The 21458-nt window shown below is 63.5% G+C and carries 20 protein-coding genes; 7 read left to right on the forward strand and 13 right to left on the reverse strand.

Annotated elements, in window-relative coordinates; translation table 11 throughout:
- Positions 1 to 15: 15 nt before the first annotated feature.
- From mnmA to J9789_RS12050, 3 genes are all read right to left on the reverse strand, one after another.
- Positions 16 to 1029, reverse strand: a complete 1014-nt coding sequence (mnmA, locus tag J9789_RS12040) for a tRNA 2-thiouridine(34) synthase MnmA (RefSeq protein WP_209345759.1) — start codon at positions 1027 to 1029, stop codon at positions 16 to 18.
- A gap of 9 nt (positions 1030 to 1038) precedes the next feature.
- The gene (mnmG, locus tag J9789_RS12045) at positions 1039 to 2847 is read right to left on the reverse strand and encodes a tRNA uridine-5-carboxymethylaminomethyl(34) synthesis enzyme MnmG (RefSeq protein ID WP_209345761.1); all 1809 of its coding nucleotides are present in this window, start codon (positions 2845 to 2847) and stop codon (positions 1039 to 1041) included.
- Between the two features lie 264 nt (positions 2848 to 3111).
- A complete protein-coding gene (locus J9789_RS12050; protein ID WP_209345762.1) occupies positions 3112 to 4005 on the reverse strand; it encodes a YegS/Rv2252/BmrU family lipid kinase in 894 nt (297 codons plus the stop codon).
- A gap of 212 nt (positions 4006 to 4217) precedes the next feature.
- On the opposite strand from J9789_RS12050, the gene J9789_RS12055 reads away from it, so the two are divergent.
- Both J9789_RS12055 and J9789_RS12060 read left to right on the forward strand, forming a co-directional pair.
- Complete coding sequence (locus tag J9789_RS12055; RefSeq protein ID WP_209345763.1) at positions 4218 to 4928, forward strand: AzlC family ABC transporter permease; 711 nt, start codon at positions 4218 to 4220, stop codon at positions 4926 to 4928.
- A complete protein-coding gene (locus J9789_RS12060) occupies positions 4922 to 5254 on the forward strand; it encodes an AzlD domain-containing protein (RefSeq protein ID WP_209345764.1) in 333 nt (110 codons plus the stop codon). Before J9789_RS12055 ends, J9789_RS12060 begins: the two co-directional genes overlap by 7 nt.
- A gap of 202 nt (positions 5255 to 5456) precedes the next feature.
- Here the strand turns inward: J9789_RS12060 and J9789_RS12065 are convergent, their stop codons facing one another.
- Complete coding sequence (locus tag J9789_RS12065) at positions 5457 to 6707, reverse strand: pitrilysin family protein (RefSeq protein ID WP_209345765.1); 1251 nt, start codon at positions 6705 to 6707, stop codon at positions 5457 to 5459.
- Between the two features lie 309 nt (positions 6708 to 7016).
- On the opposite strand from J9789_RS12065, the gene J9789_RS12070 reads away from it, so the two are divergent.
- A complete protein-coding gene (locus J9789_RS12070; protein ID WP_209345766.1) occupies positions 7017 to 7544 on the forward strand; it encodes a nitroreductase in 528 nt (175 codons plus the stop codon).
- Between the two features lie 58 nt (positions 7545 to 7602).
- On the opposite strand, the gene J9789_RS12075 is transcribed toward J9789_RS12070, so the two are convergent.
- Genes J9789_RS12075 through J9789_RS12085 form a run of 3 tightly spaced genes read right to left on the reverse strand, consistent with a single transcriptional unit; the run spans position 7603 to position 10322 of the window.
- Positions 7603 to 8649 carry a DUF4179 domain-containing protein gene (locus tag J9789_RS12075; protein ID WP_209345767.1) on the reverse strand — a complete coding sequence of 349 codons (1047 nt, stop codon included), beginning with the start codon at positions 8647 to 8649 and terminating at the stop codon, positions 7603 to 7605.
- On the reverse strand, positions 8639 to 9175 hold the full coding sequence (locus J9789_RS12080; RefSeq protein ID WP_245185250.1) for a sigma-70 family RNA polymerase sigma factor: 537 nt from the start codon (positions 9173 to 9175) through the stop codon (positions 8639 to 8641). The genes J9789_RS12075 and J9789_RS12080 overlap by 11 nt, the downstream gene beginning before the upstream one ends.
- 58 nt (positions 9176 to 9233) lie before the next feature.
- Complete coding sequence (locus J9789_RS12085) at positions 9234 to 10322, reverse strand: PTS sugar transporter subunit IIC (protein WP_209345768.1); 1089 nt, start codon at positions 10320 to 10322, stop codon at positions 9234 to 9236.
- 154 nt (positions 10323 to 10476) lie between these two features.
- On the opposite strand from J9789_RS12085, the gene J9789_RS12090 reads away from it, so the two are divergent.
- Positions 10477 to 11910 (forward strand): M20/M25/M40 family metallo-hydrolase, encoded by a 1434-nt coding sequence (locus tag J9789_RS12090; protein ID WP_209345769.1) that lies wholly within the window; start codon positions 10477 to 10479, stop codon positions 11908 to 11910.
- Here the strand turns inward: J9789_RS12090 and J9789_RS12095 are convergent.
- The 6 genes from J9789_RS12095 to J9789_RS12120 form a co-directional block, all read right to left on the reverse strand.
- A complete protein-coding gene (locus tag J9789_RS12095) occupies positions 11903 to 12148 on the reverse strand; it encodes an RNA-binding S4 domain-containing protein (RefSeq protein ID WP_087267740.1) in 246 nt (81 codons plus the stop codon). The two genes, J9789_RS12090 and J9789_RS12095, sit on opposite strands and share 8 nt — an antisense overlap.
- A gap of 79 nt (positions 12149 to 12227) precedes the next feature.
- A complete protein-coding gene (locus J9789_RS12100; protein WP_209345770.1) occupies positions 12228 to 12503 on the reverse strand; it encodes an HU family DNA-binding protein in 276 nt (91 codons plus the stop codon).
- 59 nt (positions 12504 to 12562) lie between these two features.
- Positions 12563 to 13351, reverse strand: coding sequence for a nucleoside triphosphate pyrophosphohydrolase (gene mazG / locus J9789_RS12105; protein WP_209345772.1), 789 nt, complete (start codon positions 13349 to 13351; stop codon positions 12563 to 12565).
- Between the two features lie 37 nt (positions 13352 to 13388).
- Complete coding sequence (locus J9789_RS12110) at positions 13389 to 15149, reverse strand: polysaccharide biosynthesis protein (RefSeq protein ID WP_245185251.1); 1761 nt, start codon at positions 15147 to 15149, stop codon at positions 13389 to 13391.
- Positions 15150 to 15161: 12 nt separating this feature from the next.
- Positions 15162 to 16463: an amidohydrolase gene (locus J9789_RS12115; RefSeq protein ID WP_209345773.1), complete on the reverse strand. Its 1302-nt coding sequence runs from the start codon at positions 16461 to 16463 to the stop codon at positions 15162 to 15164.
- A gap of 51 nt (positions 16464 to 16514) precedes the next feature.
- A complete protein-coding gene (locus J9789_RS12120) occupies positions 16515 to 17342 on the reverse strand; it encodes a purine-nucleoside phosphorylase (RefSeq protein ID WP_209345775.1) in 828 nt (275 codons plus the stop codon).
- A 193-nt stretch (positions 17343 to 17535) separates the two neighbouring features.
- On the opposite strand from J9789_RS12120, the gene J9789_RS12125 reads away from it, so the two are divergent.
- The 3 genes from J9789_RS12125 (at position 17536) to rny (ending at position 21449) form a co-directional block, all read left to right on the forward strand.
- Positions 17536 to 18786, forward strand: coding sequence for a putative DNA modification/repair radical SAM protein (locus J9789_RS12125; RefSeq protein ID WP_209345777.1), 1251 nt, complete (start codon positions 17536 to 17538; stop codon positions 18784 to 18786).
- A 72-nt stretch (positions 18787 to 18858) separates the two neighbouring features.
- Entirely contained in the window at positions 18859 to 19644 is a 786-nt protein-coding gene (locus tag J9789_RS12130; RefSeq protein ID WP_209345780.1) for a TIGR03915 family putative DNA repair protein, read from the forward strand.
- Positions 19645 to 19901: 257 nt separating this feature from the next.
- On the forward strand, positions 19902 to 21449 hold the full coding sequence (gene rny / locus J9789_RS12135) for a ribonuclease Y (protein ID WP_209345781.1): 1548 nt from the start codon (positions 19902 to 19904) through the stop codon (positions 21447 to 21449).
- Positions 21450 to 21458 lie beyond the last annotated feature (9 nt).

A 21458-nucleotide genomic window follows, 5' to 3' on the forward strand; every position in this document is an offset into this window, starting at 1 on the left:
CCTTTGTGGATAAGATCAGATGGCTCCCTCGATCCAGGCGGAGCCGGCCACGGTGTCCCCCAGATAGAACACCGCCAGCTGGCCCGGGGTGGGGGCCCGAGCGGGGGTCTTCATCTCAATGCGTACCCCGTTTTCGTGGGGGTAGAGTACGCCCTCCGCCTGGGTGCGGGAGTGACGCAGGCGGACGGTCACCTCCAAAGGTTCCGTCAGCCCCTCCACCCCGATCCAGTTGGGGGAAGAGCCAAACACGGTGGACTTGCCCAGGTCGGAGCCGTCGGACAGCACCACCTCGTTGGTGTCGGGGCGCAGGGCGGTGACGAAGTACCGGTGGGGGCCGGACACCCCCAGCCCTCTCCCCTGGCCCAGGGTGTAGTGGTGGACCCCCTTGTGGCGGCCCAGCACCTTGCCCTCCTTGTCCACAAAATTACCCTCCGGTGTGGAAAAGCCCCGGCGATCCAGCCAGGCGGCATAGTCCCCGTCGGGGATGAAGCAGATCTCCATGGAGTCCGGCTTGTCCGCCACAGGAATGCCAAAGTTGTGAGCCAGGGCCCGAACCTGGTTTTTTTCGTAATTTCCAAGGGGGAATATCACTCTCTGTAATTGCTCTCGGGTCAAACGGGCCAGCATATAGGACTGATCGTTGGCGGGTCTCCCCTTTTTCAATACCCCGTTTTCCACATTGGCGTAGTGTCCGGTGGAAACATAGCGGGCTCCGATCTGGTCGGCCAGCCGGAAGAGGGCGGGGAATTTCACCGTGGGGTTGCACAGGGCGCAGGGCAGGGGCGTGCGGCCGGCCTGATAGGAGGCGGCAAAGGGGGCGCACACCTGCCCCTCCAGGTCGGCCCGGATGTCGGCCACCTCAAAGGGGATGGACAGGCGCTCCGCCACCGCGGCGGCGTCGGCCGCCCCGGTGCCCTCCAGGCCGATGTCCAGATAGAGGCCGGTGACGGCAAAGCCCTGTTCCTTCAGCAGGCTGGCCGCCACGGCGGAGTCCACCCCGCCGGACAGGCCCAGAACGATTTTTTCCATACAAACTCCTTATTTCTCCAAGGCCACCATCAGCACCGCGATATCCGCCGGGCTGACGCCGGAAATGCGGCTGGCCTGGCCCAGGTTCAGGGGCCGGATCTGGTCCAGCTTCTGCCGGGCCTCCAGCCGCAGGCCCTCCATGGACAAATAGTCCAGATCGGCAGGCAGGGGCCGGTCCTCCATCTTCCGCTGCTCGGCCACCTGCCGCAGCTGCCGGTCGATGTACCCCTGGTATTTCACCGAGATTTCCACCGCTTCGGTGATCTCGGTGGATAACTCCGGGCGATTGGGATCTACAGCGGCCAGACTGTCATAGGTATTTTCCGGCCGGCGCAGCAAGTCCACCAGACGGCCCTCCGCCGTGCCGGTATGGGTGAGCCGTTTGATCTCACGGTCCACGGCGGCGTACTTCTCCTCCACCGCCGCCAGGCGTTCATCGCTGACCAGCCCGATGGCGTGGCCGATGGGGCACAGTCGCCGGTCGGCGTTGTCCTGCCGGTGGAGCAACCGGTACTCGGTGCGGGAGGTCATCATGCGGTAGGGCTCGTTGGTGCCCTTGGTCACCAGATCGTCAATGAGTACCCCGATGTACCCCTGGTCCCGCCGCAGGATGAGGGGGTCCCGGCCCAGCAGCTTCAAAGCGGCGTTTACCCCCGCCACAAAGCCTTGGACGGCGGCCTCCTCATAGCCGGAGGAGCCGTTGAACTGGCCCGCGCCGTAGAGGCCTTTTACCTTCTTGTGCTCCAGGGTGGGCAGCAGCTCGGTGGGGTCCACGCAGTCGTACTCAATGGCGTAGGCGGGGCGGGTCATTTCCGCGTGCTCCAGGCCGGGGATGGTGTGGAGCATCTGGATCTGCACGTCCTCGGGCAGCGAGGAGGAGAAGCCCTGGAGGTACAGCTCCTCCGTGTTCAGCCCCATGGGCTCCAAAAAGAGCTGGTGCCGCTCCTTGTCGGGGAAGCGGACGATCTTGGTCTCAATGGAGGGGCAGTACCGGGGGCCCACGCCCTCAATGGTGCCGTCGTACAGAGGGGAGCGGTCCAGGTTGGCCCGGATGATGTCGTGGGTCTGCTGGTTGGTGTAGGTCAGCCAGCAGATGGCCTTGTTTTCCGGGGGCATCTTGGTCTCAAAGGAGAAGGGCAGCACCTGCTCGTCCCCCGGCTGGACCTCCAGCTGGGAGAAGTCCACGCTGCGGGCGTGGATGCGGGGGGGCGTGCCTGTCTTGAACCGGCGGAGGGTCACCCCCAGCCCTTTCAGGCTGTCGGTGAGAGGCAGGGCGGCGGCCAGTCCATCGGGGCCGGAGTCCCGGGTCACCTCGCCGATGATGGTGCGGCCCCCCAAGAAGGTGCCCGAGGCCACCACCACTGCACGGACCTTGTACTCTGCGCCGTATACCGTGCGCACGCCGGACACCTGGCCGTTGTTGGTGAGGATGTCGGTGACCTCCGCCTGCTTGACCCACAGGTTGTCCTGGTTTTCCAGGGTGTGCTTCATGACCTCCTGGTAGCGGCGGCGGTCGGCCTGGGCCCGGAGGGACCACACCGCCGGGCCCTTGCCCCGGTTGAGCAGCCGGTACTGGATGCAGGCCTGGTCGGCGGCTCTGGCCATCTCGCCCCCCAGAGCGTCCAGCTCCCGCACCAGGTGGCCCTTGCCGGTGCCGCCGATGGCGGGGTTGCAGGGCATGTTGCCCACCGCGTCCAGGTTCACCGTAAAGCACAGGGTTTTCAGCCCCAGCCGGGCGGCGGCCAGGGCGGCCTCAATGCCCGCGTGGCCCGCGCCAATCACGGCAATATCAAAAGTTCCAGCGTCGTATGTTTGCATGGTAGTCTCTCACCTTATCAATGGGGCCACGCGGGGTCCCGAAGTGATTTTACATCCTCGGGCGGAATGAATCCGCCCTGCGGCAAGGTTTTCGCAGGGCGAAAACGCTTGTACGCGCAAAGCGCGTCCCGGCTGCGCCGGGTCCCTTAATGGCCCGCGCCGATGACGGCAATATCAAAAGTTCCAGCGTCGTAAGTAGTCATAACCGGTCCAAGTCCTTTTATTCTCTAAAATGAAATCATGGGGGGACGGGCGCTGCGCCCGTCACGCCCCGTATACGATGGTGATGGCCTGGTGGCAGTTGGTCACCTCCACCTCCCGGTGGTCGCCGCCGAACTCCCCGTCCAGAGTCCAGGCCAGATCCTGTTCACTATGGATCTTCACATGGCTGGTGCGCAGGCAGGTGACCAGCCCCTCCTCGTCGTCGCTGAAGTTGGTCAGGGCCTTCAGAATCCCCTGGAGCTGGAGGAGGCTCTGGGGTTGGCGTACCAGCATCACCTCAAAGAGCCCGTCATCCAGGGCAACAGGCTGGGCCGGGGTGCTCTTGATGCCCGCCACCGACAGGGTGTTGGAGATCAGGCCCAGGCAGAAGCTGTCGCTGAGGATGCCGCCGTCGTATTCGATGGTCATGGAATGGGGCTGGATGGTGCCCAGCCGGGTCACCGACGGCAGCACGTAGGCCATATGGCCCAGCAGGTTCTTGGCCTGCTGGGGGGTGGTGTAGGCCAGGTCGGTAAAGGCACCGAAGGCGGCCACATAGAGAAAATCGGCGTCGTTGAACTTGCCCACGTCCACGGGACGGGGCACCCCTGCTGCCGCCACCGCCGCCAGCTCCTCCAGGGTGCGGGGCAGCTCCAGGTTTTTGGCAAAGTCGTTGGTGGTGCCCGCCGGGATATAGCCCACCGTGGGCCGCACCTCCTTCGGCAGCTCCATCAGGCCGGATACCACCTCGTGGAGGGTGCCGTCGCCGCCGGAGCACACGATGCGGTCAAACTCCCCCGCCCGGTTCCGGGCCACCGTGGTGGCGTCCCCCGGTCCCCGGGTGGGGTGGACGGTCACGTCCCACTCCGCCGTCAGCTCGTCCAGAATGGGGGACAGCCGGCCCCGCAGGGTGCCCTTCCCCGCGTGGAGGTTATAAATGAACAACAGCTTTTTCATGATCTTCTCTCCCGGTCAAATCAAGGGGTCCGCCGGACCTTTTTAAAATAGAGTAACCCTTATTATATACCGGTATGGTGGGAAAACACAACTCTTTTGCACACAATGGGCCCCATTCCTCGGGAAAATGGAAAATTACCCCCTCCTCTTGCTTTTCTGCGCTAACGTGTGTAAAATATGGATTTGATTTCAGCACAAAGGAAGTGTGTGCGATGAACCGAAAAGCCCTGTCCGCCGCCTTTCCGGTGACGGTGCCGGTGCTGATGGGCTACCTGGCCATCGGCATGGCCTTTGGCTTTATGCTCCAGGCCATCGGCTACAACTTTATCTGGGCCTTTTTCATGTCCCTCACCATCTACGCCGGGTCGGGCCAGTACCTGGGGGTGACCCTGCTGTCCACCGCCGCCTCCCTGGGCACGGTGGCTCTCATGACTCTGCTCATCAACTTCCGCCACCTGGTGTACGGCCTGTCCATGCTGGAGAAGTTCCGGGGTATGGGCTGGCGGAAGTTTTACATGATCTTCTCCCTCACCGATGAGACCTATGCCCTGCTGGCCTCCGCCCAGGCGCCGGTGGGGGTAGACCCCAAGAGCTTCTATTTTGCCATCGCCCTGCTGGACCACAGCTACTGGATCTTAGGCTCGGTGATCGGCGCGGTGGCGGGGGCCCTCATCCCGGTGGATACCACCGGCATTGACTTTGCCATGACCGCCCTCTTCGTGGTCATCGCCGTGGACCAGTGGAAGGCCTACCGTAAGCACCTGCCCGCCCTGCTGGGTTTTGGGGTGACCATCGTATTTCTCATCATTCTGGGCCAGATCTTCGGCCAGCAGCAGATGCTTATCGTCTCCCTGGGAGTCATCGTGCTGCTGCTGCTCATCCTGCGGGACAAGCTGGAGGAAAAGGAGGAAAAGACATGCTGACTACCACCGGCGCCATCGCGGCCATTGCCGTCATGGCCATTGTCACCTTTCTCACCCGTGCCCTCCCCTTCCTGCTCTTTGACCGGGGGTCCGCCCCTCCCAAGCTGATTTTGTACCTGGGCCGGGTGCTCCCCCCCGCCATCATCGCCATGCTCATCGTCTACTGCCTGAAGGGGGTCTCCTTCACCCAGGTGGGGGGCTGGCTGCCCCAGTTTATCGCCGTGGCGGCGGTGGTGGTGCTCCACCTGTGGAAGCACAACAACCTGCTGAGCATCTTCGGCGGCACCATCCTGTACATGGTCCTGGTGCAGGCCGTCTTTGTATAAGCGGTGGCGGGTTTTCCACCGGCGGGCCTGCCGGGGGTCAGTCAAGACTTACCTTTCCGCTTACCAGACCCGTTTCGCCGGAACCAATTGTGGCACAATGGATTGAACGAAAAACAGAAAGAAGGGGCGCCGCTCTGCGGCGCCCCTTCTATTTACCTAAGAAAAGAGTTTTGCACATTATCCACATGGTTTTCCACATGGGTCACCGGAGCAGTGCCTCATACTCCTCTGCCTTGCCTACCCGGCCCACGGCGGACAGGGAGGCCTGAGACAGGTCCATCAGCTCTCCCGCCAGAGCCCGCACGTCCTCCCGGGTGACGGCATCGTAGGCGGCAATGATCTCCTCCTCGTCCAGCACCCGGCCCACCAGCATCTCGCCCCGGCCCAGGCTGCTCATGTGGGCCTGGGTGGATTCCAGTCCCATGAGGACGTTAGCCTTGGACTGCTCCCGGGCCCGATCCAGCTCCTCCTGGGTGACGCCGTGGTCGTTGAACTCCTGAATGACAGCCAGGATGGTGTCCAGGGCCTGCCGCTCGGTTTCGCGACCCAGGGCGGTGTAAATGCCGAAGTAGCCCGCGTCGTCGTGGCAGGTGCCGTAGGAGTAGATGGAGTAGCAAAGACCCTTCTTCTCCCGCACCTGCTGGAACAGGCGGGAGGACATGCCGCCGCCCAGGATGGAGGACAGCAGCTGGAGGGTAAACCGCCGGGGGTCGGAGAAGGACAGCCCCGGGAAGGCCAGGGTCAGGTGATTCTGCTCAATGGCCTTTTTCTTCACCACAATGCCGCTGCGGTAGGCGGCGGGCTTGCTCTTCACCGCCGGGCGGGGCTCCAGCACCGCAAAGCGGGCGGCCAGATCGTCCACATCATGCTGGGTGAACCGGCCCGCCAGGGCCACCACGATGGACTCGGGTCCGTAGTGGCTCTCCTTGTACTGGCGCAGCCAGGCCCCGTCCATCCCCTCCAGGGTGGACTTTTTGCCCAGAATGGGCCGGGCCAGCGGGGAACCCTTGAAGACCGCCCCGGCCAGGCGCTCGGCGCACAGGTCCTCCGGGTTGTCCTCGTACATGCCGATCTCCTCTAATATGACTCCCCGCTCGGTCTCCACATCGCTGTCGGCGAAATTGGAGTGGAAGAACATGTCGCATAAAATGTCGGCTGCCATGGGCAGATGGGTGTCCAGCACCCGGGCGTGGAAGCAGGTGCACTCCTTGGTGGTAAAGGCGTTGACCTGCCCGCCGATGGCATCCATCTCCTCCGCCAGCTGGGCGGCGGTACGGGTGGCTGTGCCCTTGAAGAGCATGTGCTCGATAAAGTGGGCGGCGCCGTTCTCGTTGGCCGCCTCGTGGCGGGAGCCGGTGCCCACCCAGATGCCCAGGCAGGCAGACCGCACGCCGGGCACCTCTTCCGTCAGGATCCGCACCCCGTTGGGGAGCGTCCGTTTTTCATACTTCAAACAGAAGGACCTCACAATCGTTCATATGGGGATCAACCCCGCAGGGCGATCAGGAGCAGTACCACCCCGGTGATCGCCAGGATCAGTGCCAGGTATCCAATCACTTTCATCTTCATGCCGTGCCGCTCCTCTCTTCAGATTGCCCTGCACGACATTATACCATACCTGAAATAGCTTGTCAGCCGAAAAACAAAACACCCGGGGACTGGCGGGAAAAAATCTGTGAAAAAGGCGGCTTTACGGCGGAGAGGGAAACGGGTATACTGAAAAGCAGAAACAAGCCCGCAAGGCGGAAAGGAAGTTGGAAGTATGAATCAGGAAGCGCTGAAGGTACTGGAGAGCCGTCGGAGCTGCCGGGCCTACAAGCCGGAGCAGATCACCGAGGAGGAGCTGCAGGCGGTGCTCAAGGCAGGCACCTATGCTCCCACCGGCCGGGGCCGTCAGGCCCCCATCATCGTGGCGGTGCAAGACAAGGAGACCATCGACACCCTGAACAAGATGAACGCCCAGATCATGGGCAACCCGGAGGCCAACCCCTTCTACGGGGCTCCCACCGTGCTCATCGTGCTGTCGGACAAGAGCGCCCCCACCTATTTCTATGACGGCTGCTGCGTCATGGACAACCTGCTCAACGCTGCCGAGGCGGTGGGCCTGGGCTCCTGCTGGATCCACCGGGCCAAGGAGGAGTTCGAGTCCGCCGAGGGCAAGGCCATGCTGGCCAAGTGGGGCATTGAGGGCGACTACGAGGGCATCGGCCACTGCGTCCTGGGCTACTGGGAGGGCGACAAGCCGGAAGCCGCCGCCCGCAAGGACAACTACGTCTATTATGTGCGGTAATTGCCGCAACTAAGCAAAAAGCGCGCTGAAAGGCGCGCTTTTTGTGTTTTGACCGGAATCAGGTCAGGGGGATCTCCACCCCGCAGACCGAGATGGAGGCCAGGTTTTCCACGTCCAGAGGGGTGTCGGGGCGGCGGACCAGATGAAGCCAGCCGTCCTCCGTGGGGTCGGTACCGCCGCTGCACCCACTGCAGGCTTGGTCGTCCATCATAGGAATGGCGGTGCCGTCCTTGGTGTAGAGGGTGATATCCTGGTATTCGATACAGCCGTACCAGCCGTCCGGGGCGTTCTTGGGTACCCAGCTGTGGTGGCCCTTGAGGGCGTCCCCCTCGATGCACACATACACACTGAGGGGAGATACCACCACTTCTGTAATGGTGGCGTCCACGTCCCGGGTGTGGACGGGCAGATCAGGTTCCAGCCGAATGGTGTGGTCCGGGTAGTTCAGGGTGGTGCGGAAGGTCCAGGTCGCGTCACAGTCATAGGATCGCTCCCACTCCTTCTCCTTCTCATTCCAAACGGTATTGTGGTAGAGCTTCCCCAAGGTGATCTCCATGGTGCTGCCATTAAGGGATTCCCCTTCTGAGATATAATAAGCAGTAAAGATAAAACTCAGCTGGTTGTCCGTGGGGTCATCGTCTTCCAACTGCTCATAGCTCCCCGAGCCGGCCATATCCAGGTCCGGGAAGGTGGGGGAACTCCAGTCGTCAAAGTGGTACCCGTCCGCCCAGTCCAGCACCGTCCCCTCCGGGGCGGTAAGGGTGACCCCCAGATAAATGGTGTAGTCGTCGGCCATGCAGTCGGTGAGGGTCATGGTCCAGCCGTTTTTGGTAATCGACTGTCCCAGCTCCACGGCACTCTGCCGGTACCCGGCGCTGTCGCCGAAGTAGCTGCGTACCACCGGCGGCACCACCACCGCCGCACCCACGGAACCCACCAGGATGGCCGCCACCACAGCGGCCGCCACGGCGGTGCGGCTCCACCGGCGGCGGGGCCTCTGGGCGGGCTTCCCCTGCCGGGCTGCCAGGGCACGGGCCAGGTCCTCCCTGCTCTCCTGGGTCAGCCTGATTTGATTCAGTTCGTCCCGATAGCGTTCATCTATCATAGCAGTTCCCTCCCAGCTGCTGCCGCAGCTTTGCCTTGGCCCGGGCCAGGTGGGTGCTCACCAGGGCGGGACTCTGGCCCAGCAGGGCGGCGATCTCAAGTACCTCGTAGTCCTCATAGTACCGCAGGTAGAGTACCTGCCGGTATTTTTGGGGCAGGCGGTCCACCTGCTCCAGCAGGGAACCATCCTCCGGCTCCGGGGCCTCCACACTCAGATGGAGCCCCTCCTCCAGGGGCGCCCGGCGGCGGAACCAGGCGCTCTTCTTCCAGTTCTTGCACTGGTTGATGGCCACCCGCACCACCCAGGCTCGTTCCTGCCCCCGGTCGGGGAAGGTCCTCCCGTCGTCCAGCAGCTTGAGCAGTACCTCCTGGCAGATGTCCTTGGCGTCATCCAGGTCCCCCAGCCAGGTGTACCCCAGGCGGATGATGGTGTCGGCGTAGCGGTCAACCGTTCCCGGGCCCGCTGTTCCTCCATGGCCCTCCCTCCTTTCACCCTTATAACAACACAGAAAGGGCCAATCTGTCAAAAGGCAGAAAAACCCGGCGCGGCAAATGGCCGCGCCGGGTTGCTATGTATGGTGCCGGTCAATCCAGCTTCAGGTCCCCCTCTTTGATCCAGCCGATCTTGCGGAAGAACAGGCCGAACAGCCAGGTGAGCACCGCGGGGAGCACAAAGCAGATGAGGATCAGCCCCACCCAGTCGAAGGCGGTGATGGCTGCCTTGGCCCCGGTGGCCACGTCGTTGACCCAGCCGGTGTACACCCCGATGGGGCCCACCATGCCGCAGGTGCCCATGCCGGAGGCCACGCCGGAGGCGGGGTCGTTCATCTGAAGGCCGAACAGGCAGGTGGCCATGGGCCCGGTGATGGCGGAGGTGAGGATGGCGGGCAGCCAGATTTTCGGGTTCTTCACGATGTTGCCCATCTGGAGCATGGAGGTGCCCAGGCCCTGGCTCACCAGACCGCCCCACCGGTTCTCCCGGAAGGAGAGCACGGCAAAGCCCACCATGTTGGCGCAGCAGCCCGCCACCGCCGCGCCGCCCGCCAGGCCGGTGAGGCCGATGGCAGCGCAGATGGCCGCTGACGAGATGGGCAGGGTGAGGGCGATGCCGATGACCACCGACACCAGCATGCCCATCCAGAAGGGCTGAAGGACGGTGGCCCACTTGACGAAATCGCCTACGGCGGAGGCGGCGGTGCCGATGGCGGGGGCCCACAGGGCGGACAGGCCCACGCCCGCCAGAATGGTCACCAGGGGGGTGACCAGAATGTCGATCTTGGTCTCTTTGCTCACCGCCTTGCCCAGCTCGGCGGCGATGACGGCGATAAAGAGCACCGCCAACGGTCCGCCCGCGCCGCTGGTGCCGCTGAGGGTGGTGGAGCCCAGAGCATTGGCGGCATAGCCCACCGTGGCCAGCGAGAAGAGCACCAGGGGAGGCGCCTGGAGGGCGAAGCCGATGGCCACCGCCATGGCCGCGCCGCTCATGGCGGAGCAGTAGCCCCCCACTTCCACCAGGAAGGCCAGACCCAGCTGGTCCCCCAGGGTGTCCAGGATGGTGCCGATGAGCAGGGAGCAGAACAGACCCTGGGCCATGGCCCCCAGGGCGTCCACCCCGTACCGCTTGGCGGAAATTACAATGTTTTTCCGCTGGAGAAACGTCGATAACTGTCCCATAACCATTTCCTCTGTCAATAAAGTCATAACAGGTGTCATGACACCTTAATGCACTATTATAACGGCAGAGGAAATTTTGTCAAGGAAAAGATGCCCCCTTTCCGGGAATGTGGTACAATGAAACAAATACGCCAGATCAAGAGGGAGAACGCATATGACTTTATCTGAACGTCTTGGTTCCCGGGCGGACATCACCGCCGGGGTGATTACTACCTTCCGCACCCTGTCCCGTCACCCCCACCCCTCCCACCACGAGGAGGCCGTGGGCGAGGACTATATGGAGTTCCTCCGGGGCCTGGGCCTCTCCCCCATCCGGGATGAGGCGGGCAACGTGATGGCGGACTGCCCCGCCACCCCCGGCCGGGAGGGCGAGCCTTTGCTCATCCTCCAGGGCCACATGGACATGGTGTGCGCCGTGGCTCCCGGCAGCGGCTTTGATCCCCTTACCGACCCGGTGACCGTCCTGGAACAGGACGGCTACCTGTGCACCGACCGCCGCTCCTCCCTGGGGGCGGACAACAACCTGGGCAATGCCGCCGCCCTGTGGGTGGTGAGCCGTGGGGTGAGCCACGGCCCTCTGCGGCTGATCTTCACCGTCGGTGAGGAGATGGGCCTGGAGGGGGCCAAGGTGGTGGACTCCGCCTGGCTGGCCGGGGCGGCCTACCTGCTCAACACCGACGGCTTCCACCTGGGCCGGGCCATTGTGGGCTCCGCCGGAGGACGGCGGGAGTGCTGGACCCGGACTCTGGACACCTGCCCCACCCGGTCCGGCGAGGCCTGGCGCATTTCCATCACCGGCGGCACCGGCGGACACTCCGGCGACGACATCCATCTGGGCCGTATCAACCCGATCCAGGTGATGGCCGCTTATTTGAAGGACCGGCCCACCCTGGCGGTGGCCGATTTTACCGGCGGCTCCGCCTTCAACGCCATCCCCGCCACCGCCGAGGCGGTGGTGGTGGGCCGGAAGCCCGACCTGGGAGCATTAGAGGAGGCCCTCCTCCCCTATCAGTCCACCGACCCCAATCTGAAGCTGGACCTGTCCCCTGTTGATCGCCCTGAGACCGTGTGGACAGAGAACTTCTGCCGGGAGGTGCTGGACCTGCTCACCGCCCTGCACCACGGGGTGTACACCATGGACCCCCAGTTTCCCGGCGTGGTGGGGGCCTCGGTCAACCTGGGTGTGGCCCAGCGTGAGAGCGACTGCTTTGCTGTCCGCCTCTTCCTCCGGGCTGCCCGTGAGGAGGACGAGAGGGCTATGGCGGCGGACAACCGGGCCCTGGCGGAGGGGGCGGGCTTCTCCCTCACCGTCACCGGCTATCCCGGCTGGCCGGGAGATAAAAACAACCCCCTGGCCCAGGTGCTGGACCGGGTGTACCGGGCCCAGACTGGGTGGGGGCTGGAGATCAATATGGTCCATGTGGGGCTGGAGCCCTCGGTGTTCCGGGCCAAAGCGCCGGGGCTGGTGATGGCCTCCACCGGGCCGGATATCATGGACGCCCACTCGGTGGACGAGCGGGCGCCGCTGGCGGGGCTGCCCGATTATGCCCTGCTGCTGGCGGGGCTGCTGGAGGAGACCCTCAGCTGAGCAGCTCCTTGTACAGGGCGGGGGCGTCGGCCTTGCCCACGTGCTCGGCCACCGACAGCACCTCCACCTTCACGGTGCGCTCGCCGAAGCGCAGCTCCAGCACGTCGCCCACCTTCACGTCGTAGCTGGCCTTCACCGGCCGGCCATTGGCGGTGACCCGCTGGTTGTCGCAGGCCTCGTTGGCCACCGTCCGGCGCTTGATGAGCCGGGAGACCTTGAGCCATTTATCCAGGCGCATAGTTGAGTCCTCCTTGTTATCAAAAACGAAGATATTACAAAAATGCCCGTCCTTCCGGACGGGCATTTTTTATGGTCAATTACTGAGCCACAGCGTCCTTCAGGGCCTTGCCGGGCTTGAACACGGGCACCTTGGAGGCGGGGATCTTGATGCTCTCCTTGGTCTTGGGGTTGCGGCCGGTGCGCTCGGCACGGCACTTCACCTCGAAAGCGCCAAAGCCCACCAGCTGGACCTTGTCACCCTCGGCCAGGCACTGGGAAATGACCTCGATCGCGGCGTTGATGGCGGTCTCGGTATCCTTCTTGGACAGGCCGGCCTTCTCGGCGGCCGCGTTGATCAGTTCAGCCTTGTTCATGTTGCTGCTTTCCTCCTGTTTGCTCTATAGTACTTGTTATTACTTAAGGCGTACGGCCTTTAAGTTTCCTTGGCGTGCTCCCATAGCTTGTCCAGTTCTTCCAGAGACATGCCCTCCATGGACCGATTCTGGGCGGCGGCCTGGGCCTCCACCTTGCGGAACCGGTCGATGAACTTGTCGGTGGCCTTGCCCAGCGCCACCTCGGGGTCCACCTTCAGAAAGCGGGAGACATTGACGGCGGAGAAGAGCAGGTCCCCCAGCTCCTCCTCCACGTTGGTGCCCTCGGCCACGGCCTGCTTCAGCTCATTGAGCTCCTCGGACAGCTTGTCCAGGGCGCCGGAGATATCCGGCCAGTCGAAGCCCGCCTTTTTGGCCTTCTTCTGCACCTTCTCGGCCCGCCACAGGGCGGGCAGAGAGCGGGCCACGGCGTCCAGGGCGTCGGTGTTGGTGGCCTGGCCCTTTTCCTTGCGCTTGAGCTCCTCCCAGTTGGTGAGCACCTCGCCGGTGCCCGACACGCTCACGTCCCCAAACACATGGGGATGGCGATAGATGAGCTTTTTGCACACGCCGTCGGCCACGTCGTCCAGATTGAACCGGCCGGCCTCCTGCTCCATGCGGGCGTGGAAGAGCACCTGGAGCAGCACGTCCCCCAGCTCCTCCTTCAGGTGGTCGGGGCTCTGCTCGTCGATGGCCTCCACGGCCTCATAGGCCTCCTCCAGGAAGTTGCGGCGGATGGACTCGTGAGTCTGTTCCGCGTCCCAGGGGCAGCCGCCGGGGGCGCGGAGGATGCGTACGATCTCCTCCAGGTCCCGGACGTCATAGGAATCCTTATACTGAAAATCTACCATATTTCAAGGCCTCCTGCAACCTCTTTTTCCAAAAAACTCAGCGAATCCGCAAGAGTTTCGCGATCTTATCACCCTTGGGCATCATTTCCAGATCCTCTCTGGACAGCACCCGGAGGGCCACGATGAGGATGACGTACACCACCACGCCGGCCAGGATGCCGCCGGCAGTGGCCACGGCGTTCATCAGGAAGGAGCCATGGAAGACCTTGGCCAGCAGACCCTGGCAGCCCCAGGCCGCCGCCGCCATGATGAGGGAGGCGATGAGGGGCTTGAAGAACACCACGGTGAGCCGGGGGGGATGGGGTACCATCCGCTTGATGATGAGCAGGTTGAGCACCGACACCACCACGAAGCAGGTCAGGGTGCCGATGGGGGCGCCGAAGATCATGAACTTGGGATTGCCCACCAGGGTGTAGCTGACGATGACCTTGGCCACACCGCCGATCACCATGGTGATGATGGGCAGGTTGACGATGCCGTTGGCCTGGAGGATGGCGGAAGCCACCACCTGGATGCACACGAAGAGGGAGGCAATGCCCAGGATGGACAGCAGGGGTCCGGCAATGCTCTCATCCACGTTGCCCACGGTGAGCAGCTGGATGATGGGGGTGCCCAGAGCGAACAGGCCGAAGCCGCAGGGCAGGGCGATAAGGGCGGACACCCGCATGGCGGACTCGGTGGTGCGCTGGGCGCCCAGGCCGTCCCGCCGGGCAATGCAGGCGGACACGCCGGGTACGATGCAGGCGGTCAGGGGGACCATGAGGTTAAAGGGCAGGTTGTAGATGCTCATGGTCTTGCTGTAGGCGCCGTACAGGCTGCGGGCGGAGTCCAGAATGGGGTCCAGGGTGGTGGAGGGATCGGTGAGCAGGGCCTCCTGATAGGCGGCCAGATTGCCCTGGAAGATCTCCACCGCCTTGGGGAAGATGTCCAGAACGCTGTTGTTGATGCCGGTGAGTCCGTCCTGGATGGCGGTGAACACGCTCTGCAGCTGGCTCTGCACCAGGCCGGTGTCGATCAGGTTGACGATGGACAGGGTGCAGGAGCTGAGGGTGATGGGGATGGCCAGCTTGAGCAGCCGGGACAGGATCTGCCCCGAGCGGTCGGCCTTGTCGGAGGAGGGCTTGGAGTCCCGCTTGTTGGTGCGGATGTGGTTGATGGCCAGGAACACCACCGACAGAATGGAGCCGATGGACACGCCAAGCAGGGCGCCGGAGGCGGACAGGCGGCTCTTCAGGTCCTCATCGGGAATGCCGGAGTTGAGGATGATAAAGGCCAGGGCCAGACCCAGGAAGAGCTTGCACAGGGCCTCGATGACCTGGGAAATGCCGGTGGGCACCATGTTCATGTGGCCCTGGGCGTAGCCCCGGAAGGCGGAGCACAGGCAGGTACACAGCACCGCGGGTGACAGGGCCAGCACGGCGAAGACGGCCTTCTCATTCTGCAGCACATAGGTGGCCACGATGGGAGAGAACACCGACATGCACACAAAGCTGAACAGGCCCATGAACAGGAAGGCGAAGAACGCCACCTGGAAGACCTTGGCCTTCTGATTCTGGCGGCCCAGGGCGTTGCACTCGCTCACCGTCTTGGACAGGGCCACAGGCAGGCCCGCCGTGGAGATGGTGAGGAAGAAGGTGTAGATGTTATAGGCCGCGTTGAAGTCGGCGTAGGCTTCGTCGGGCAGCAGGGCGGTCAGCGGGATCTTGTAGATGGCGCCGATGACCTTGACGATGATGGTGGTCATAGCCAGGAAGGCGGCCGCCCCGTAAAAGGTATTTTTTTTCTGCTGGTTTGACAACGGTAGTCCCCCTTAATGGTTCTGGAACAGCAGGGGCAGAGCGTAGTCCGCTACTTCCCGGCGTACCCGTTCCAGGTCGATGGTGAGGAAGTCCCCATCCTTGTATATGACCTTGCCCCGGGCCATATTCATCACCACGTCGGAGCCGTGGGCGGCGTAGGCCAGGTTGGAGATCACGCTGTGGCAGGGGGTCAGGTTCAGATGGGAGAAGTCCACCAGGATCAGGTCGGCGTCATAGCCCCCATGGATCATGCCGGTCTGGCGGCCCAGGGCGATGCCGCCGTCCCGGGTGGCCATCTTCAGGGCGTCCAGGGGCAGCAGGGCCAGGGGGTCGCAGTTAGCTCCGTTGTGGAGGATGGCGGCGAACTTCAGGTCGCTGAAGAAGTCGGTGCAGTTGTTGGAGGACACACCGTCGGTGCCCAGGCACACGTTGACCCCTGCCTTCTTCATGGCGGGCACCGGGGCGATGCCGCTGCCCAGCTTCAGGTTGGAGATGGGGTTGTGGATGGCGGAGATCCCCTTCTCGGCCATGATGGCCCAGTCCTCCGGGGTGGTCCACACGCAGTGGGCGGCAATGGCCCGGGTGTCCCACACGCCGTAGTCGTTGAGGGTCTGGATGGGGGTCTTGCCGTGGCGGGCCAGGCAGGCCTCGTGCTCGGCCTTGGTCTCGGAGATGTGGACGTGCATGCCCAGATTGTGCTCCCGGGCATAGTCGGCCATCCACTGCCACAGCTGCTTATGGGAAGTGTACTCCCCGTGGATGGAGGCGTCGATGCGGATCTGGCCGTCGTTGTAGTTGTGCCACTTCTCGGTCAGCTCCCGCTGAGCCACGCAGTCGCCGTGGGTGGCGGGATCAAAGTCGTCGGAGAACTGGACGCCGCCGCAGCACAGGTTGGCGCTAATGCCGGCGGAGGCCACCTCCTGGGCGATGATATCGGTGTGCATATACATGTCGGCAATGGAGGTGACGCCGGAGGCGATCATCTCCGCCAGACCCAGGGCGGTACAGGCCCGGACGGCCCGGTCGTCCCAGCGGGCCTCCACCGGGAAGATGTAGTTGTTCAGCCAGTCCTGCAGGTTGTTGCCGTCGCCGTAGCCCCGCATGGCGGTCATGGGCACATGGGTATGGGCGTTGACAAAGCCGGGCATGAGCACGTTGCCCTTGCCGTCGATCTCCTGATCAAAGGGGCCCCAGGGGCGCTCGGTGCCCACCGAACGGATCTTGGTCCCCTCCACCACCACGTAGGCGTTGGGCATAACGGTGCCCGCCTCGTCCATCAGCACGGCGGTGCAGTTGTGAATGAGAATGGACATATCTCTTGTCTCCTTTAATTGTTGTAAGAAGGTTTGGATGGCCCGTTTCTCTTAACCGATCTGCTTCAGGCAGGCCAGCACCAGCTTGGAGAACTTGTCCTTGCAGGCCTCGGCGGCGTCCAGCACCTCCTGCTCGGAGAGAGGCTGGTTCAGGATGCCGGCGGCCATGTTGGAGAGCAGAGTGAAGCCCAGCACCTGCATGCCGCAGTGGCCGGCCACAATGACCTCGGGGGCGGTGGACATGCCCACCGCGTCGGCCCCGGCGATGCGGGCGAAGCGCACCTCGGCGGGAGTCTCGTACTGGGGACCGGGGAAGTACATATACACACCCTCCTTCAGGGGGATGCGCAGCTCCTTGGCGGTCTTGCGGGCCAGCTCCTGGAGGGCGGGGGTATACAGGTGGGAGGCGTCGGGGAACCGGACGCCGAACTCAGGCAGGTTCTCGCCCCGCAGCGGGGACTCCATGAAGATCTTGATCTGGTCGGTGATGAGCATCAGGTCGCCCGCCTTCCAGTTCATGTTGACGCAGCCGGCGGCGTTGGTGACGATAAGGGTGTCGCAGCCCAGCAGCCGCAGCACCCGGACGGCGTAGGCCACCTCCTCGTAGGAGTAGCCCTCGTAGTGGTGCATCCGGCCCTGCATGACGGCCACAGGCTGGCCCTCCAGGGTGCCGAACACCAGACGGCCCTTGTGGCCGGGGGCGGTGGAGGCCTTGAAGTGGGGGATCTCCCCATAAGGCACGGCGATGGCGTTCTCCACAATATCGCCCATGTAGCCAAGGCCGGAGCCCAGGATCATGGCCACCTTGGGGGCAAAGGCGCCGATCTTGCTGCGGATGTAGTCGGCGCTCTCCTGATACTGCGCAAAGGTATAGTTCATAAAGAATCCTCCTTAACAGCGGATAAACATGAATGGTTTCGTTCCTATTAAAGGTTAATCTATGCAATTATACACCTTGTAATAGGAAAAAGCAATGTAGATTGCAGGCCGGGCGGAGGAACAGAAGTTCCAGAAGTCCCCTCTTGACTAGTACAGTTGTTCGAGTTATAATGGGGCCAAAGGGGGGAGCACGGTGGATCTGATGGATAAGCTGACCATTCTGGCGGACGCGGCCAAGTATGATGCCGCCTGTACCTCCAGCGGAGTGGACCGGCGGGGCGGCAAAGGCATGGGGAGCACCACGGCCGCCGGGTGCTGCCACTCCTTCTCCGCCGACGGCCGGTGCATCTCCCTGCTGAAGGTGCTGTATACCAACCGCTGCATCTACGACTGTGCCTACTGCGTCAACCGCCGGTCCAACGACCTGCCCCGGACGGCCTTCACCCCCCGGGAGCTGGCCGAGCTCACCATCGGCTTCTACCGGCGCAACTATATTGAGGGCCTCTTCCTCTCCTCCGCGGTGTGGGTCAGTCCCGACCGCACCACCGAGGAGATGATCTCCGCCCTCACCCTGCTGCGGCAGGAGTACGGCTTTCACGGCTATATCCACGCCAAGGCCATCCCCGGGGCCGACCCGGCCCTCACCCGGCGGCTGGGGATGCTGGCCGACCGCTTGTCCGTCAACATTGAGCTGCCCAGCGAGGACAGCCTACATAAATTGTGCCCCGACAAGGAGAAAAAGGCCATTCTGGCCCCCATGGCCCAGATCCGGGACGGCATCACCCAGGCCAAGGGGGAGCTGGTGAAGTATAAGCACGCTCCCCGGTTTGCCCCGGCGGGCCAGTCCACCCAGATGATCATTGGGGCCACCCCGGAAAGCGACAAACACATTTTGACCCTGACCCAGGCCTTATATGACCAATACAAGCTGAAGCGGGTCTTTTTCTCCGCCTATATGCCGGTGTCCGACAGCGCCCTCCTCCCTGCCCGGCAGGAGTTCAAGCCCCCCCTGCTGCGGGAGCACCGGCTGTACCAGGCCGACTGGCTGCTGCGGTTCTATCACTTCCGAGCGGAGGAGCTGCTGGACGAGGCCCACCCCAATTTTGACACCCGGGTGGACCCCAAGTGCGCCTGGGCCCTGGGGCACATGGAGCACTTCCCGGTGGAGGTCAACCGGGCCGACTACGAGACCCTGCTGCGGGTGCCTGGTATCGGGGTGGTGTCCGCCAAACGGATCTTGACCGCCCGGCGGGTGGGGCCCCTCACCTTCTCGGGGTTAAAGACTCTGGGGGTGGTGCTCAAGCGGGCCCAGTATTTCATTACCTGCGGGGGGAAGATGCTGGAGGGGTTACGGGTGAGCCCCGACGGGGTGCTCCGTCATCTGGTGGCCCTGGAAAAGCCCGCCCTGGCGGGCCATGAGCCGAAACAGCTGTCCCTGTTCTGAGTGGCGGGCGACCGTAAAGGTCGCCCCTACGCCGAGCCCGTATTCCCATACGCCCTGTGAAAGGAGGTCCCCATGGACTGGCCCAGGTTTTCCTATTCCTACGACGGCAGCTTTGCCGGTTTCCTCACCTGCGTCTTTACCGCCTACGCCAACAAGGAGGAGCCTGCCTGCTTTCTCACCCCGGAGGAGGGCCAGGCCGCCCTGTGGCCCGAGCGGGCGGTGGACACCGACCAGCAGAAGGCCCGCCGGGTGTACCGCTCCCTGGACCGGAGCATGGGGACCCAGGGCAAGCGGCTGGTGACCTACGGCTTTCTCACCTGCCTGCCCCAGCGGGAGCTGTGCCTGTGGGACTTTCTGAAGCTGGGGTATGAGCGAGGGCCGTCGGTGGTGCGGGACCTCACCGACCCCCGGGTGTCCGTCCTGGGCAAGGCAGTCCAGCACCTGACCCACGAGGCCCACCTGCTCAAGGGCTTTACCCGCTTCTCCGACCAGGACGGGGCCCTGGTGGGGGAGATCGAGCCCAAAAACTGGGTGCTTCCCCTGCTGCGGCCCCATTTTGCCGCCCGCTACCCCGGTGAGACCCTGGTGCTCTATGACCGCACCCACCAGGAGGCCCTCTTCTGTCAGAAGGGCAAGTGGGCCATCGTTCCCCTGGATCAGTTCTCCCTGGCCCCGCCGGAGGGGGGCGAGCGGGATTACCGGGCCCTGTGGCGGCGGTTTTACGACACCATCGCCATCGAGGGCCGCTATAACCCCAAATGCCGCATGACCCAGATGCCCAAGCGGTACTGGGGCACCATGACCGAGTTTCAGCGGGAGGACCCGCCCGCCCCCGGCGGGTCCCTCCGGCCATTTTGAAGGACGTGCTGCAAAATGCAGCGCGTCCTTCCCTTTTCCCGGGAAATACGGCAGGGAACGATTCTTCCGGAGACGAATTTCCTTGACAGAAAGGGCTGACAGCCGTAAAATAAGTTCGGTGCATATTTTGAAGGGCAAGGGGTACGCTCTTCAAATTTTTGTGCGGGTCGGACAAATCCGGCCCCTCTGCCCACTTGGGAATTTGAACAAAACGATTGAAACAAAAATCCAAACAGATGGAGGTGTAGACCCGACTCATGTTGCCTGTCATATTAGCAGCCGTCATCGCGTTTGTGGTCGCGGCTGTGCTGTTTTTTGCCCTTGGTATCCAGTACCGCCGGAAGGTAGCCGAAAAGGAGATCTCCAGCGCGGAGGAGGAGGCCAAGCGCATCATCAACGAATCCATCAGGAGCGCCGAGAGCAAGAAGCGTGAGGCTCTGGTGGAGGCCAAGGAGGAAATCCTCCAGGCCCGCAACGAGTACGAGCGTGAGGTCAAGGAGCGCCGGGCCGACCTGCAGAAGCAGGAGCGGCGCCTGCAGCAGAAGGAAGAGAACCTGGACCGCAAGACCGAGAACATTGAGAAGAAGGAGGACACCCTGCAGCGCAAGCTGACCGAGCTGGAAGCAGCCCGGGAAGAGGTGGCCACCATCAAGAAGACCCAGATGGAGGTGCTGGAGCGCATCTCCGGTTTCACCGCCGAAGAGGCCAAGGACTACCTGATCAGCCAGCTGGCCGACGAAGTGACCCACGAGTCTGCCATGAAGGTGCGGGAGATCGAGGCCCAGTTCAAGGAAGAAGCCGACCAGCGGGCCAAGGAGATCCTGTCCCTGGCCATCCAGCGCTGCGCCGCGGACCATGTGGCGGAAGCCACCGTCTCTGTGGTACCCCTGCCCAATGACGAGATGAAGGGCCGCATCATCGGCCGCGAGGGCCGCAACATCCGCACCCTGGAGACCCTGACCGGTGTGGATCTCAACATCGACGACACCCCCGAGGTGATCACCGTCTCCTGCTTTGATCCCGTCCGCCGGGAGATCGCCCGGCTGGCCCTGGAGAAGCTGATCCAGGACGGCCGCATCCACCCCACCCGCATCGAGGAGATGGTGGAGAAGGCCAAGCGGGAGGTGGACGCCACCATCAAGGCCGAGGGCGAGCGCGCCGTCTTCGAGACCAACGTCCACGGCCTGCACCCCGAGCTCATCAAGCTGCTGGGCCGGATGCGCTACCGCACCAGCTACGGCCAGAACGTGCTCAACCACTCCATCGAGGTGTCCCACCTGGCGGGCCTGCTGGCCGCTGAGATCGGCGCCGACGTGGCCGAGGCCAAGCGGGCCGGCCTGCTCCACGACCTGGGCAAGGCCATTGACCACGAGGTGGAGGGCTCCCACGTCCAGATCGGCGTGGAGCTGGCCCGGAAGTACCGGGAGAGCGAGAACGTGATCCACGCCATCCAGGCCCACCACAATGATGTGGAGCCCCAGACCGTGGTTGCCTGCCTGGTGCAGGCGGCCGACGCCGTCTCTGCCGCCCGGCCCGGCGCCCGGCGGGAGAACCTGGAGAACTACATCAAGCGTCTGGAGAAGCTGGAAGAGGTCACCTCCTCCTTCCCCGGTGTGGAGAAGTCCTACGCCATCCAAGCGGGCCGCGAGGTCCGCATCATGGTGGCCCCCGACAAGGTCAGCGAGGACCAGATGGTGCTGCTGGCCCGGGACATCGCCAAGAAGATCGAGGAAGAGCTGGAGTACCCCGGCCAGATCAAGGTGAACATGATCCGGGAAACTAAAGTGGTGGATTACGCCAAGTAATCAAAAAAG

It is taken from the genome of Flavonifractor sp. AGMB03687 (genome assembly GCF_017811815.1).
Taxonomy (GTDB): domain Bacteria; phylum Bacillota; class Clostridia; order Oscillospirales; family Oscillospiraceae; genus Flavonifractor.

What these genes read in the sequence shown, in the direction of transcription:
- J9789_RS12090 (WP_209345769.1), top strand. Translation starts at nt 10,477, where the DNA reads ATGACTTTATCTGAACGTCTTGGTTCCCGGGCGGACATCACCGCCGGG.
- mnmA (WP_209345759.1), bottom strand. Translation starts at nt 1,029, where the DNA reads ATGGAAAAAATCGTTCTGGGCCTGTCCGGCGGGGTGGACTCCGCCGTG.
- J9789_RS12095 (WP_087267740.1), bottom strand. Translation starts at nt 12,148, where the DNA reads ATGCGCCTGGATAAATGGCTCAAGGTCTCCCGGCTCATCAAGCGCCGG.
- J9789_RS12100 (WP_209345770.1), bottom strand. Translation starts at nt 12,503, where the DNA reads ATGAACAAGGCTGAACTGATCAACGCGGCCGCCGAGAAGGCCGGCCTG.
- J9789_RS12085 (WP_209345768.1), bottom strand. Translation starts at nt 10,322, where the DNA reads ATGGGACAGTTATCGACGTTTCTCCAGCGGAAAAACATTGTAATTTCC.
- J9789_RS12120 (WP_209345775.1), bottom strand. Translation starts at nt 17,342, where the DNA reads ATGAACTATACCTTTGCGCAGTATCAGGAGAGCGCCGACTACATCCGC.
- J9789_RS12050 (WP_209345762.1), bottom strand. Translation starts at nt 4,005, where the DNA reads ATGAAAAAGCTGTTGTTCATTTATAACCTCCACGCGGGGAAGGGCACC.
- J9789_RS12060 (WP_209345764.1), top strand. Translation starts at nt 4,922, where the DNA reads ATGCTGACTACCACCGGCGCCATCGCGGCCATTGCCGTCATGGCCATT.
- J9789_RS12055 (WP_209345763.1), top strand. Translation starts at nt 4,218, where the DNA reads ATGAACCGAAAAGCCCTGTCCGCCGCCTTTCCGGTGACGGTGCCGGTG.
- J9789_RS12070 (WP_209345766.1), top strand. Translation starts at nt 7,017, where the DNA reads ATGAATCAGGAAGCGCTGAAGGTACTGGAGAGCCGTCGGAGCTGCCGG.
- rny (WP_209345781.1), top strand. Translation starts at nt 19,902, where the DNA reads ATGTTGCCTGTCATATTAGCAGCCGTCATCGCGTTTGTGGTCGCGGCT.
- mazG (WP_209345772.1), bottom strand. Translation starts at nt 13,351, where the DNA reads ATGGTAGATTTTCAGTATAAGGATTCCTATGACGTCCGGGACCTGGAG.
- mnmG (WP_209345761.1), bottom strand. Translation starts at nt 2,847, where the DNA reads ATGCAAACATACGACGCTGGAACTTTTGATATTGCCGTGATTGGCGCG.
- J9789_RS12075 (WP_209345767.1), bottom strand. Translation starts at nt 8,649, where the DNA reads ATGATAGATGAACGCTATCGGGACGAACTGAATCAAATCAGGCTGACC.
- J9789_RS12115 (WP_209345773.1), bottom strand. Translation starts at nt 16,463, where the DNA reads ATGTCCATTCTCATTCACAACTGCACCGCCGTGCTGATGGACGAGGCG.
- J9789_RS12130 (WP_209345780.1), top strand. Translation starts at nt 18,859, where the DNA reads ATGGACTGGCCCAGGTTTTCCTATTCCTACGACGGCAGCTTTGCCGGT.